At 31.5% G+C, this 12530-nt stretch carries 15 protein-coding genes; 7 read left to right on the plus strand and 8 right to left on the minus strand.

The window, feature by feature from the left end; genetic code table 11:
- Window positions 1-225: 225 nt before the first annotated feature.
- Window positions 226-975 (minus strand): CPBP family glutamic-type intramembrane protease, encoded by a 750-nt coding sequence (locus DN393_RS30135; RefSeq protein WP_149174250.1) that lies wholly within the window; start codon window positions 973-975, stop codon window positions 226-228.
- Window positions 976-1381: 406 nt separating this feature from the next.
- Window positions 1382-1780: a hypothetical protein gene (locus DN393_RS30140; RefSeq protein WP_149174251.1), complete on the minus strand. Its 399-nt coding sequence runs from the start codon at window positions 1778-1780 to the stop codon at window positions 1382-1384.
- 586 nt (window positions 1781-2366) lie between these two features.
- On the opposite strand from DN393_RS30140, the gene DN393_RS32250 reads away from it, so the two are divergent.
- The 3 genes from DN393_RS32250 to DN393_RS30155 all read left to right on the plus strand — a co-directional run bounded on the left by DN393_RS32250 (window position 2367) and on the right by DN393_RS30155 (window position 3653).
- Window positions 2367-2774, plus strand: a complete 408-nt coding sequence (locus DN393_RS32250) for a hypothetical protein (protein ID WP_255449897.1) — start codon at window positions 2367-2369, stop codon at window positions 2772-2774.
- 319 nt (window positions 2775-3093) lie between these two features.
- Window positions 3094-3282, plus strand: a complete 189-nt coding sequence (gene hfq, locus DN393_RS30150; protein WP_149174252.1) for an RNA chaperone Hfq — start codon at window positions 3094-3096, stop codon at window positions 3280-3282.
- Window positions 3283-3317: 35 nt separating this feature from the next.
- Window positions 3318-3653 (plus strand): hypothetical protein, encoded by a 336-nt coding sequence (locus DN393_RS30155; protein ID WP_149174253.1) that lies wholly within the window; start codon window positions 3318-3320, stop codon window positions 3651-3653.
- 144 nt (window positions 3654-3797) lie between these two features.
- Here DN393_RS30155 and DN393_RS30160 read toward each other — a convergent pair whose 3' ends face one another.
- The 5 genes from DN393_RS30160 to DN393_RS30185 all read right to left on the minus strand — a co-directional run bounded on the left by DN393_RS30160 (window position 3798) and on the right by DN393_RS30185 (window position 9616).
- Complete coding sequence (locus DN393_RS30160; RefSeq protein ID WP_149174254.1) at window positions 3798-4745, minus strand: tyrosine-type recombinase/integrase; 948 nt, start codon at window positions 4743-4745, stop codon at window positions 3798-3800.
- 864 nt (window positions 4746-5609) lie between these two features.
- A complete protein-coding gene (locus DN393_RS30170; protein WP_149174255.1) occupies window positions 5610-5888 on the minus strand; it encodes an RNA chaperone Hfq in 279 nt (92 codons plus the stop codon).
- A gap of 26 nt (window positions 5889-5914) precedes the next feature.
- Window positions 5915-6352, minus strand: a complete 438-nt coding sequence (locus DN393_RS30175; RefSeq protein ID WP_149174256.1) for a hypothetical protein — start codon at window positions 6350-6352, stop codon at window positions 5915-5917.
- A gap of 14 nt (window positions 6353-6366) precedes the next feature.
- A complete protein-coding gene (locus DN393_RS30180) occupies window positions 6367-7560 on the minus strand; it encodes a ParM/StbA family protein (RefSeq protein ID WP_149174257.1) in 1194 nt (397 codons plus the stop codon).
- Window positions 7561-8671: 1111 nt separating this feature from the next.
- The gene (locus DN393_RS30185) at window positions 8672-9616 is read right to left on the minus strand and encodes a hypothetical protein (protein ID WP_149174258.1); all 945 of its coding nucleotides are present in this window, start codon (window positions 9614-9616) and stop codon (window positions 8672-8674) included.
- A gap of 478 nt (window positions 9617-10094) precedes the next feature.
- On the opposite strand from DN393_RS30185, the gene DN393_RS30190 reads away from it, so the two are divergent.
- From DN393_RS30190 to DN393_RS32255, 3 genes are all read left to right on the plus strand, one after another.
- Window positions 10095-11249: an AimR family lysis-lysogeny pheromone receptor gene (locus DN393_RS30190; RefSeq protein ID WP_149174259.1), complete on the plus strand. Its 1155-nt coding sequence runs from the start codon at window positions 10095-10097 to the stop codon at window positions 11247-11249.
- Window positions 11250-11270: 21 nt separating this feature from the next.
- Window positions 11271-11417, plus strand: coding sequence for a hypothetical protein (locus DN393_RS31740; protein WP_179958545.1), 147 nt, complete (start codon window positions 11271-11273; stop codon window positions 11415-11417).
- 140 nt (window positions 11418-11557) lie between these two features.
- On the plus strand, window positions 11558-11683 hold the full coding sequence (locus tag DN393_RS32255) for a hypothetical protein (protein WP_255449898.1): 126 nt from the start codon (window positions 11558-11560) through the stop codon (window positions 11681-11683).
- Window positions 11684-11689: 6 nt separating this feature from the next.
- Here the strand turns inward: DN393_RS32255 and DN393_RS30195 are convergent, their stop codons facing one another.
- Window positions 11690-12073 carry a helix-turn-helix domain-containing protein gene (locus DN393_RS30195; protein WP_149174260.1) on the minus strand — a complete coding sequence of 128 codons (384 nt, stop codon included), beginning with the start codon at window positions 12071-12073 and terminating at the stop codon, window positions 11690-11692.
- A gap of 130 nt (window positions 12074-12203) precedes the next feature.
- Between DN393_RS30195 and DN393_RS30200 the strand changes: the two genes are divergently transcribed.
- Window positions 12204-12440: a helix-turn-helix domain-containing protein gene (locus DN393_RS30200; RefSeq protein WP_149174261.1), complete on the plus strand. Its 237-nt coding sequence runs from the start codon at window positions 12204-12206 to the stop codon at window positions 12438-12440.
- The last annotated feature ends 90 nt before the right edge of the window (window positions 12441-12530 follow it).

Genomic DNA, 12530 nt, shown 5'->3' on the forward strand with positions numbered 1-12530 from the left:
GTCCTTGATTAAATAAATACGACTGGGTATGAAAAATAAAGAGATCGGTATTAATAAAATCCACAGTTATAAAAATATTTCTACACATCCCCCGTACTGGGCAAGTTGAAAAGGTGAATCCCTTGCGAGAGAAGGGATTCACCTTTTATCGTTTTACAATCTAATAGATGTTTTTAAGTATTAGATATGCACAATTTCATAAACTGTAGAGTTTAATTTACATGCTTATTTTAAGAATATAATGGATACGATGCTGAAAACAGTCATTGAGCATAAATTAAAAACTCCATGAGCTAACCAAGCTGATAGGAATCCCAATCTTATAAACAATAAAGCATCAATTATACCTGGAATGAAGTATGCATAGAAATTTGTTATGTCAGGTCCATGTAATAATGCAAACCCTAAATTAGTTACTAATATCCATCCCCATATATATAAGGGGTTTTTATGTGTAAACAATTCATTGTAAACTTTTTCAACCCATGCAAACTTTGCTTTAAAATCAGCAAGCGCTAAAAATATTCCAGCATAAAGCAAATATCTGAAAAAAAATTCTTCTTGAAATGGCCCAATTACAGAAACCAAGAAAAGAAATCCTGCTTTGGTTAGATCTGATGTATATGTTATTTGATCTGATCCTATGCCAATCATATCTTGACCTAGCAAAGTAGGGATAAAGCGAATGGAAGTGACGATAAATTGCATGAGTATGCCAATTATGATTGGGAGACCTATGGTTAAATATAGTTTGTTTTTATGGAGAATGAAGCGGTTTTTAAAATCATTTCTTATTAACGGGAAGATGAAAATCCCTGCTAATAAAACTGAAAATGAATAGAGGGACTCCAAGGCATGATTATTACTAGAAAGTCCTAATCCTGATAGTTTATCTGCTAATACAAGAATAAAAAAGAGTAAAACAAAAGTAACTAAAAATAAAATAGGTTGAATAATGTCACGTATAAAAGTCAAAAAAATTCCTCCTCGCAAAAAAGATATTAAATTTCACGAATCTTGATTAATTTACAATTTATTACACAATAAGACATGTTAATTCTAACATTTTTTTATATTATGCACATTATAAATTGAATTTTCAATCTATTTATTTTTAGTTGGAAGGAGTTGAAATTAACCATTCATAGTAAAATATAATTTCACGTACTGCATTTTGGATATAGAAAGTCGCCGAGATTGCGATTTTAAGCCGATTATCTTTTCTTTCGTGTATAATCCATCATTAAATTGCTCCAATAGATCCATAGGGAAATAGGAAAGAAGAGTAATTCTTCGGTAATTACCCTTCTTTCCTTCATGCGACATGCTAGCGTTATTACAATTAGTAACGTACTAATTATAAGTTCTCTTAGGTTCTAATTTACCTTGTAGTCTTTGCCAGCATAACAAATGGTTCATATGTATCATATTTCTTTGGAACATGAACTCCGAATCCGTGAGGTTGAATATGGAACCCATCAGCGTTTGAATCTGGTGTATAGATCAATACTTTATCATATGTTGAAGGATCTAATTCTAAAGAAGAACAAATCTTTTCTCTTAGGTTATTACCATAAAAATGCTGATCGGCAGCTGTACCACGGGCATAATCTAAGTATGCGAGGGTAATAGGATCAAAGATGTGGAATAAATTATTGTCGTGATCCACATGTAGTACAAAATGATTGAATCCTGGTCCATTATTTGCAACGAGCAATTCATAACAATTATCGTTAATGGTTTCTCGTAAAATAATATCTTCTCTTTTAGTATCTACCATCATAAAAACCTCCTGAAATATTAATGTATTAAAAGCCTACCACAAACTAACTTCTTATACTGGACTTGTCTTATCAAATAGGAGAATTAGCTTTATGCACATATTTTAGAGAGTTTGTTAACATAATATTTTTATGTTATAAACAATGACGCCTAATGCGTTTTTTCATAAAGAAAAGACACCCTAAGGTGCCTTCCTCCGACTTGAACCACTTTAATTTTAATTATAGTATGCGAATCAAATACAATTATATCAGGGGCACGGCAACAATTACTACTTTTAGGGACCATTCGCAAGTTTAAGTTTACAGAACTGGAATTTCGTTAATTTTTTGGGATAAATTTAATAAGATTAGTTTACAGAACTCTGTAAATATTACTGAAAAAATAAGTTTACGGAACATATTTAAAGAGAACGTTTTTGCATACTTCAAATCTAAGTACCTTAAAGTTAACTTTTTATCATAGATTTCAAAGCTTTTTACAAGTGGCCCGAAAAAGAACGAATCGTTGCTGTACCCCTTTTATACTTGGTATGTTAAAATTAATACATATAATTAGAATTTTCCGTCAATAGGAGGTTTACTATGAAAAATGAAGAATTTTCAACATATAATCATGAAAATAATTTTGAATATAGGCGAGTTAGGTTAGCTGCAGTTCAAGAGTTTCAAGGTGATTATTTAAAAGTCGCTGAATATATAAAAGAGAATGGAAGTTTACATGATTATTTAACTTATTTGTTAGATGCAACACAGGAATTGCTTGTAAGCGAAAGTGCATATAAATCGCCATGGGAGTTAGAGAAATATGAGTTTACAGCAGACGAGCTAGAACTGTTATTTAGTGGGTTTTATTTCGCGGTAAGGTTATTACCTGAGAATATAGGTCATGGTAATTGTGAAGCGATTAGATATAAAAGTGAAGATTTTGCAATGAAATGTTTAAAGGAAGCAATAAAAAGAGCTGAAAAAAAGAAAGAAGAATTAAAATGAACTAAAAAACAAACCAGGAGGTTTGTTTTTTAGTTTTGGATGTTTTTGCCCAGCCCCCGAAAAAAGGGGAGAATACAAAAAAATCCAAATCAGCATACGGTGACAGGTAGTGGATAGACTTTTGAGTGAAATGGAGCATTCAAATGAGTATTTGGATAATTTCACACCAAATATAGTACTTGGATTCACTCTTTTGGATAGTTTTTCAATAGAAATGGAGCATCATGTTATTTTTAATTCCTAGTGACCACGGTCGGAATTAAACTGATACAATTATTATTATAAAATGGTTGTTTATTTAAAGGAGATGAAGAAATAGATGAGGGACTTTCAAGAGGAAAACTATGAGCGATTAAAAAAAGAAAAAAAGAATATTACTCTATTTTTAAGAAGTGGCGTCAGAATATCAGGGCAAATTGTTGGAGTAGATCGTTTTACTGTACTTATGATGGTTAACGGTAAACAACAATTAATTTATAAACAAGCTATATCCACGATTGCTATGTAAAAAATGATTGTACGCTATAAAAGGAGGGAGATATATTGATTTTTTTATTTCGATTTGACATAAAAGATGATGGAATGGATTTTATCTTAAACGAAAAAATAGCTGAAGATATGAGTCCTTACTATGATGAAATGCTTAGACCGTTGGCCGCTTCTTTAAGTCAAACCTTAAACTTTTATCGAGCTTTTAGTAAACACCCTACCATTTTATCTTGTCGCATTTTAGATAATAATGAACTGGAAATTATGTTGAGTAAAGGATTGGGACAGTATATAGATCCATACACTAAAAACCAAATTATTTTCGAAAATGGAAAATTAATAGCCGATATCTTAATAGAGGTTATGAACCTTCACACCATACACCGTTAAAGTAAATTGTAAAAAAACTACAACTAGGGGTATGTCAACCATTCTAAAATCTTTTATTTATAAGGGTTTTTTTACTAATTCCTCCGTTTCGAGGGGATGGGCAAAGAAACCCTTATGAGCATACTCTAAGTGTTTTGAAAAATTTCACTTACCGTATGAAGAAGATTCTTCTAATTCCCTCCAAAACACTACATAACGATGTAGCGCTTCTATGCTTTTTAATCCCAGGTATGATTTGATCTCTATTGGTGTCATCCCTTTTTGTAAAGCATTTAGTATCCAACGATTTCGCAACGTCGTAGGCGTGACGTGAATACCGGCACGTTTGATTTCCTTTTGAAGCATCCTTTGAACACTGACTCTTGTTAATGCTGCAGGAGCATTTTGAGCATAATCCCAACGAAATGTTTGTGGCGCGAAATCAAAAGCGACAAAGAGCGGATCATCACTATGGTGTCTTGGACGTACTGTTTCTGGAATGTCATTTAAATAGTCCAGGATTAATTCTCTGTCTTTTTTTGATAGCTTTACAGGGCGTTTGAGCGCACTTGATTGCCCAGGGGTAATTATACCTTCAGCAAGTTTTAAATCGCGCATAGACAACGAAACAATGTCTTGGATAGATAGCCCGTACTTTAGCATAAAACGGATCAAAAGAACATTTCTATTCAGAATGTGTATTCTTCCGGATGCCTGGTATTCTGTTAAACCATCTAAAGTTGTAATAGTGCGCATTAATTTGCGTATTTCCTTATCTGAAGCAAAGCTTTTAGATGTAAGAGGGGGTGGAGATACATCGCTTTTTAAATCGTTTTCATTCCCATGAAATTGTAGAAAATTGATTACGACTCCCTTAATCCGCTTTATGTTTGAATTAGAAGCCCTACGATCCTTTTTGAGCGCATTTAAAAAGCTGGACAGTCTATTTGTATCGAAGTTCTGAAAGACTTCGTGAGAAGGCGTAGGGTGCCTTTTCTTAACCCAGAATATGAATAAATTGAGATCGTAACGGTATTGTTTAAGCGTCGACTCCTTGCGGCCACGAGATTTTAATGAAGACAAAAACTCGACTTTTTTGAATTCCCAGGTCATCTTTATACACCTCTTTTTCATAAAAATTGTGTACCGCAATTATACAATAAAAATCTTACATTCGGCAATAGGGGCCATTCTGCCTTCATGTTCTTTTTCCTTCTATTTTTCTTCTTTTTTTGAAGGTGCTCTCTCTTATAGTCCTGATTTTTAAATTGTCTCGCAGTGAGGATCTTTCTCTTCGTGATGTTTTTTGAGCTAATTTTACATAAAATTCAGTCATCTTTAAAGCGAATATTCTCTAAATAAATATCCCATTTATTCGTTTTGGAGGTTGGCTGTGCCTGCAATTAAAAGTTCATTTTCCATTCAAAATTCTTTTACATTTCAAAGAAAACACCATGCAGAATAGGTATAGAATTTAACTAAGAATTATTAGCGGATTTACCATAGAAATGAGCAGAATTAATATAAGAATGGGTGTAAGAATACTTATAAACTAGTTCTGTATCTATTCCTATAGCAATTCTATAGCTAAATCCTATTATATCAAGCTATATTGTGTTTCTTAGAAACAATAAAATTACCGAAGTTATCCTTGAGATAGTTTACTGTATTCGTAGAATACTGTAACTAATCGAAAGGCTATTAGTCTTTTAACTACAGTAAATCGCGGCGGCCGGCATCCCATTCAATTCATATCCCATAGTTCCTACATAGTACAGCATCTTTCGTATTTCGGTACAAAACACCATCATATAACATACATATTATATACCTTGTACATATATTGCCCCTATATATATCCTCACCATATAACTACTCTCCCCCCATGACATTATACTGTCATGGCAGCCATACTCCTTCCTGTCCTCTCACATAAAAAATGCTAGTTGCCCATTACAGACAACTAGCATTTTTCCCTCATAATTTTTGTAACTTTTTTTGTTTCTTTTTTTCTTCGTTATATTGTGTCATTTCTTCTTTGACTTTTTCTAAATCTATGTCTTTTTGTGGTACTACATCCTTAATTGCATGTTTGAAAAGAAAGTGTTTTTTTCCGTCATTATCTTGAAGGTAAATCATGTATGGATCATGGCCAATTACTTTTCCAGTTACTTGTTTTGATTCAATCAAAATTAATCTACATGGTATTTCTTTTTGTTCTACATAATGTAAAATCATATCGAAATATAAAAGCATATTTAAGCCACCTCATTAAGATTTATTTAAATTATATTTTTAGGATTTACACCACCAAATAAACTTTCTTTTGGCGATTCTTCTTTGACTTCTTTTTCTTTCGTTTCTTCTTTGTGTGTACTCTCTGTCTCTACTGAATTAGCTTTTGAAGTTTCAACTTTTTGAACCGGTAACTCTTCAGCAGCCACTTTAGGAATAGGTACAACTGTATTTCCTTGCAATAAAGCTTTCATTTGGTGGAAATCTTGATAAAATTCATCCTTCATCAATAAATCCTTATGCATTGCTTGTTGTGCTTCAAAGCTTTTCACATCTAACGTGCCATATTGTTTAATGAAAAACTGTGCCAAAGTAACTAATGATTCACCTATATTATCTTGATTTTCGTACCATTCCCAAAAATCCGGATCATTTACTTTTTTTAGTTTCCATCCATATTGTTCTGGTCTTCCTTTTGCTTTCATATGTTAACACCTACCTAAACTAACACTTCAGTTGCTAGTACATCTAAACCTTCAATATTCATATCTACCGCATATTCAGCTGGAATCCATAGCAATTCTAATTTATTTCTCTTACAGAATGACATTAATTCTTTTTCTAAATCCTCTTCTAATGCGATTGATCCTCCACCGTATATTGCAATTACCTCAGCTTCACTAGCTGTATTGTTTCTGTATTTATTGCGGATATCTCGCATAATATTTTCAGCTTGAACAAAACGCGTCTCATAGAAAAACCCTTTTGCTTCATTGTGGAATTTATGTTCTGGCTTTAATAAAATTTCAGCGAATTGTTGACGAGTAAGCTCTCCAACTCCTGGTCTATTATTTTGCAATAAAGAGATCGCTTCTAATAAAGCATGACCAATACCTCGACGTTCACCCGTACAAGAATCTGGGATTGGATTCAGTCCATCTGTATAAATGTACTCAGTTGTACCATCACCAATATCAGAATGGAGGATTTTCTTTTTTGAAAATGTTTCTACTGTTAATAATGCTTCAATTTGTTCAGCACTATATCCCAGTTGTTCTTTGCAAAATTCTACATATCTACTAAACATCTCTTTTTCACCATTAGCGATTGCGCGGATCATTCGATATAATGGCGGAATTCCTTCTCTTGTAACAATTACGTTTTCAAAAGTAACTGTTACTGTTACTTTTTCTTCAGCAATATCTACAATTGCAACATGTGGCTTTTCTATAAATCTTTTTTCTAACGTTCTAGCATGTTCTGGTTTCCACTCACTAGCTGGAATAGCTGTAGTTAAATTCACTTTCACATCAAGTGTTTTGGGTAAATTTCTTGTTTCTCCAAATTCCTTTTGGATTGCCTTTGCAGCCACAATACTAACTAAATGAATAACTGGTAGATCGTCTTCGTGTTTTCCACCTTCTTCAATATCCATTGTTGTTGTGTCCTTAGCAAAATTCATAGCACGCTTTCCTACTAAAAACTGGCCACTACGTTTAATTGCAGAACTTGTAATATGTACATTTAACTCATCGAGTAAATTCACAACACATTTTTCGATATCTGTTTCACTTGGAGTAAGCGGTGTAAATAAGCGTTTATATACACTAGGGACTTTTTGAACCTGATCCTCAATTTTAAATTTAACCTTACTATTTCCAATATCCGCTTTTAAGTTGAACACTATACTCATAAACACATCTCCCTTTAATTACTATTTCGTTATCGTATAGACACTTTTTGAAATCTAATCAATTACAAAAAGATTACTTTTTAATACTTTAAAGTAATTATATCATATTTATTAGGGTAGCGCAACTGAAATTGATTATAAAATAACATTAAGATAACCATTTAATTACCTAGCGATTACTTAAATATGATCATCAATAATCAATTCGTGTTCGATTCGTTATGTTTTTGTAATCATATGACAAAGCATCTTTTTGCACTCTTTATAGATGGCACTTAGATAACTAGTCAGAATCAAAATAATAACTTTTTGGTAACCGTTTGATAATCGGACGTATAGGAATCTTTTGTTTGATGAATCAGATGAAAATTCAGGGGATATACACAATTATTGTTGTAGCAAACTGAACCACAGGGACATAACAGTTTCTAATAAAACTTCGTTATACAACTCTAGATTGAGTTGTAATCGTTTTTTTGAGGTTTTATAGGGAAGAATCACTAACTTTGCTGAAAAACCAAAATAGAGGGTTTAGTGAATTTTAGGGAAGAGTGATAGTTTTCAAGCTTGCTTTCTAATAAAATCTATTTGATAGAAAAAGAATTGCAAATAATTATTAAGAATCCTATATTCACTTATAACTTGTTTTAAAATAAAGACAATAAAAAGATTAAAATCATTAGAAGAAAAAAATGATTCTTCAGCCCTTTTATATCAATGGATGAAGAGAATTCTTCTTGGTAAATTTCTTAGTAGTTACAAATTCAAATGGTTAGTAGATTTATAGTCTATCAAGTGTATGGATTTTTGATAAAAAATATATTTATAGATGATTTTGGAGATAGTAAGGGGAAGCTTGTTGTTCCTTGCTGGTCTTTGCTGAAATTGAGGAAAAAAGATATTAACGAATTTTATCGAATGTAGGTGTTTATATGGAAGAGAAGAAAAAGATTGGAAGATGAATAGATGTAGTAGGGATATGTTTGAACAGGATGAAATAAGAGCTATTCACTGTAAAGTGTTAGCTCTTATTTTTCGAAATACTAATAAAAGGTGAGTACTTAGATTTAGGCATGACAAAAAAACCTTATAAAAGGCTATTTTTTTGGAATTATTTAGTTGAGATCCCTAATGCATTTGTAACAAAGGCCAAGTTTTTAATAAGAGAAAATTTATTGGACTCTATTTTTTGGTCCTTTTGGCGTATTTGTTTTTGAATGTGCTCTTTATGGATTAATTCAAAAGCATTTTCTACCCATGCAGCTATATGATCTATAGAGGATGCTTGTATATTTAAACACTCTAAAGTTTCACAGAAAGCATCAAATTTGATTTTATCCATAGATTTTGGCATTTTCATTGCGATTTTATAGCAATCTTCATCTGTTACATGAGAATTATTTTTCAAACGAGTTTTAGCGTACTGATATGCTTCCTTTTGATCTGAACTTGCATGTTCCTCTAAAATTTCTGGTATTTCAGGAGTTGTATTTAAATCAAAGTGACTAATTCCTTGTACACATTTTTGGGGTACTTCCTTTTTAGGTTCTTCTGTTTTTTTTGTATTAAATACTTTTTCTTGGAGTGCCTTTGAAAAGGTAGTTGTTACTTCAATTGCTAATGCCCATGTGTTTCTAAAATAACTTATGATGTCCATATAATTTGAATGGATTGTTAGGATATATACAGAAGGAGCTTTTTTACCACCATATCGAGTCTTGATTTGTTGGCATACACCTATGTCTTCTAGCCAAGCGATGATCTCATTAATAAGGGGTTTCGAGATTCCTGATTTTTTACTTAAAGTATCTTGCTTTACTTGGGAATAGCCTTCATGCACTAAGAAAGATAACACTGTTTCAAGTGCTTGATATTTACGAGGAGTTACTAGGTATTCTTTAGTAGTAATACCTTCTAGGTCTAATATGATATTATCAATCTCTTTAATAACTTTTTTAATTGCTCTATTAACAGACCCAGTTTTATTTGATAAGTGATTGAGTCGAGGACTTAGTTCTTTTTTTGCTTTGCTAAGTAAAAAATTTTTTAATAACACGAAAAAAACCTCCTAATGGTTATTCCCGCACCAAATTGTACAAAAAAGAGAGGTTTTTGTTCGCATATATTCACAAATATATTTGTTCTATGGTATAATTATCTTATAACAAATATAAAAGCTGTTCACAAAAACTCTATCTTTCGGGATGGTTTCAAATGCTTTAGTCGCCAAACTAGAGGGCAATTGAAACCATGTGAGGTGGGGTTTTTTTTTTTGTAGTTATGTAGTTATATAGAAAAATAATTTTGTTTTAGAAATTCGTTATATATATTTTACAATTCTATATGAATAATATCAACACCATAAGTTCGTATTTTGGATAGAATAGGTAGGGAAGATAGAAGTATTTCTAGAAAACGTGTTCGGAATATTCTGAAATTAATTGAGAAATCACGCTTTAATTCATAAATATGGTTATTGTGGTATAATTTAGATGGAATTGTATCTGAATATTCTTTTAAAAGAGGTGGAATGGATGAGGAGGTTATCCCTGGATTTTGACGACTATTTAGCATTTAATAATAAAACGTACACGGAATTTTCGAAAGAGGTTGGTGTTGCACCATCAACAATTTCTCACTGGATAAATAAAGGGGGAGAATTATCCGCATATACTTTTTCGAAGGTTGCATACTGTATGTGTAAAGAAAATAAATTTAAGCAGGAACAATATTTTATTGATTATATAGATTCACTAGAAAATCGTTCAAATATTAATATAAAAGTTGCATTTGCAATAGCACATTTAAATGACCATCCACAATTAATGAATAGTATTTATTGTAAATGCGAAGAAAGTGACGATTTGGAGTTGAATCGATTAGCGAAAATTTTTAAATTATATCTAGATCGGTTAGAAGGACGAAATGTAGAGGATATATATTTTGAAGTTCAACAATCTAGATTTCTCATAAATAAAAAACAACATGACATAGTAATATTTTGCGATATATTAAGTGTACTGATTCTATGCGATCTAGGTGATTTTGCTTTGATAGAATCCTATAAAAGAAGAATTGAAGAAAACATTCTTTTAGTAACGAATGAATATTTAAAAAAGTTATATAAGTTTTGGATATATGAATTATGGAGTTATTCTAACTTACGTAAAGATCATATCGTGGAATTCGAAAAACAAAATATAAAGTTGAGGGAATGCGAAGACTTAAGATTCTTCCCAGTTATGGAAAGTTTATTGAATATTAGAAGCGGAGAAAGTTTCATGTTTTCTAGTTATCAAAAATCATTAATGTATTTTGAAGAAGCGCTAAAGATTTTAAAACATGATAAGAATAGCTTGAAGTATAATATGGCATGCAACGATATAAATTTTATAAGGATATTTTGGTGGAGAGATATAGATAAACTAGAGTTTAATAAACTTCACCGAGCAGAATATGCCTTATATTTAATAAAAATAGACAAGAAACATGAAGCGATTCTTATTTTAGAAGCCCTTGAAAAAGAAAATAAGCAGTTAACGGCTTTGCAAACCTGTTATTTAGGATTGGCAAAAGATGATTTGAAGTTAATAGTTAAGTCGATTAACATGTTTAAATCAAATAATGATTTTTTATATGGGAAATTTGCAGAATACGTTTATAATGAATATTTAGAAAGAACTATATAAATTTTGTAAGGAGGAAATAGTATGAAACGCCTAATGGCATTAGTTGTTGTGATTTTACTATTGTTTCCTGTGGTAAAAAACGGTAATATAGAAACACAAGAGACACAAGATCTACCAACCCAAAGCATGCATTTAATGAAGATGGTTGACCCTGGTGGTGGTGGTTGATTTTGGTAAAAAATACATATTTTAACAAAAGACATCGTATATTACGGTGTCTTTTGTGCATTTATTGGGTATTTTATAAATCTATTTTCGAAGAAATTATGAAAAAATTGTGGTTTTTTTCACAAGGGATGGAGGAAATGATGAGTTATTTTACACAGAAGGATATTAGAGAAATCTTAAAAAATATGGATTTGAAAGAGATTATTGAATTAATGGAACTTTGCACAAAATATAACGAGAAAGGAAAAGAGAGCGATGCTAGTTAAACTCTCTTATCCTTTATTATTATTTAATTTGTTTTTTAGGTTATTAGCATGTTTAAGTAGTTCATTTTCAATAATGGGTTTGTATTGGTCTGGAACACTCATATAGGCTTCATGAAGTTGCTTTGCCAATCTCTCGAACGGATCTTCATTAATGCTTTTTAAAATATCTTCATCTTGAATTTGATTCTGCAATAAGGCAGCAGAATCAATGTTAAGCAATTCAGCAATTTGTTCTAATTTTTTATAACGGGGTTTTTTCTCGCCAGTCTCCCAACTAGAAACAGTTCTATATGTAGTGTTTAAGGATGCTGCCATTTCTTTTCGAGATAGTCCTTTGATTATCCTAAACCTTTTTATATTCTCTCCTAAAATGTTGTTATTTGAATTCATGTGCTATCACTCCGATCTAATAAGCGGTATCAATATTTTGAACTTAAAGTGTTAAAAATATGAACTTTAAGTGTTGACTTTAGGCTCGAAGCCTAATAAGATGTAATTAAGGCAAAGGGGGTGAACATAATTGAACACCGAAAAAGAAAAAGTACAATCTGTTAGGGAATGTAGGGAATTGAAAAATATAACAATCTCAGTACTATCAAAAGAATCTGGGATTGCCAAAAGTACATTATATGACATTGAAACAGGTAGACGTAATGTGAAATGTGCCTATGCTAAAAAAATTGCAGAGTGTCTAGGAGTACCAATTGAAAATATGTTTTATCCTACATTCTATCGAACATACATTAATACCGAATAATGTATGTTGTATATATTTTAAACTTCCTAGTAAAAACCCTCTCTAATTATGTATTGTAAATTAAATTAGGCTAAAAGCCTAAAATAAATA

Source organism: Bacillus sp. BPN334 (genome assembly GCF_008368885.1).
GTDB classification, from domain to species: domain Bacteria; phylum Bacillota; class Bacilli; order Bacillales; family Bacillaceae_G; genus Bacillus_A; species Bacillus_A wiedmannii.

Excerpts from the sequence above, each read along its gene's own strand:
- DN393_RS30140 (WP_149174251.1), bottom strand. The coding sequence starts at position 1,780 with ATGGTAGATACTAAAAGAGAAGATATTATTTTACGAGAAACCATTAAC.
- DN393_RS32250 (WP_255449897.1), top strand. The coding sequence starts at position 2,367 with ATGAAAAATGAAGAATTTTCAACATATAATCATGAAAATAATTTTGAA.
- hfq (WP_149174252.1), top strand. The coding sequence starts at position 3,094 with ATGAGGGACTTTCAAGAGGAAAACTATGAGCGATTAAAAAAAGAAAAA.
- DN393_RS30160 (WP_149174254.1), bottom strand. The coding sequence starts at position 4,745 with ATGACCTGGGAATTCAAAAAAGTCGAGTTTTTGTCTTCATTAAAATCT.
- DN393_RS30170 (WP_149174255.1), bottom strand. The coding sequence starts at position 5,888 with ATGCTTTTATATTTCGATATGATTTTACATTATGTAGAACAAAAAGAA.
- DN393_RS30175 (WP_149174256.1), bottom strand. The coding sequence starts at position 6,352 with ATGAAAGCAAAAGGAAGACCAGAACAATATGGATGGAAACTAAAAAAA.
- DN393_RS30180 (WP_149174257.1), bottom strand. The coding sequence starts at position 7,560 with ATGAGTATAGTGTTCAACTTAAAAGCGGATATTGGAAATAGTAAGGTT.
- DN393_RS30190 (WP_149174259.1), top strand. The coding sequence starts at position 10,095 with ATGAGGAGGTTATCCCTGGATTTTGACGACTATTTAGCATTTAATAAT.
- DN393_RS31740 (WP_179958545.1), top strand. The coding sequence starts at position 11,271 with ATGAAACGCCTAATGGCATTAGTTGTTGTGATTTTACTATTGTTTCCT.
- DN393_RS32255 (WP_255449898.1), top strand. The coding sequence starts at position 11,558 with ATGAGTTATTTTACACAGAAGGATATTAGAGAAATCTTAAAAAATATG.
- DN393_RS30195 (WP_149174260.1), bottom strand. The coding sequence starts at position 12,073 with ATGAATTCAAATAACAACATTTTAGGAGAGAATATAAAAAGGTTTAGG.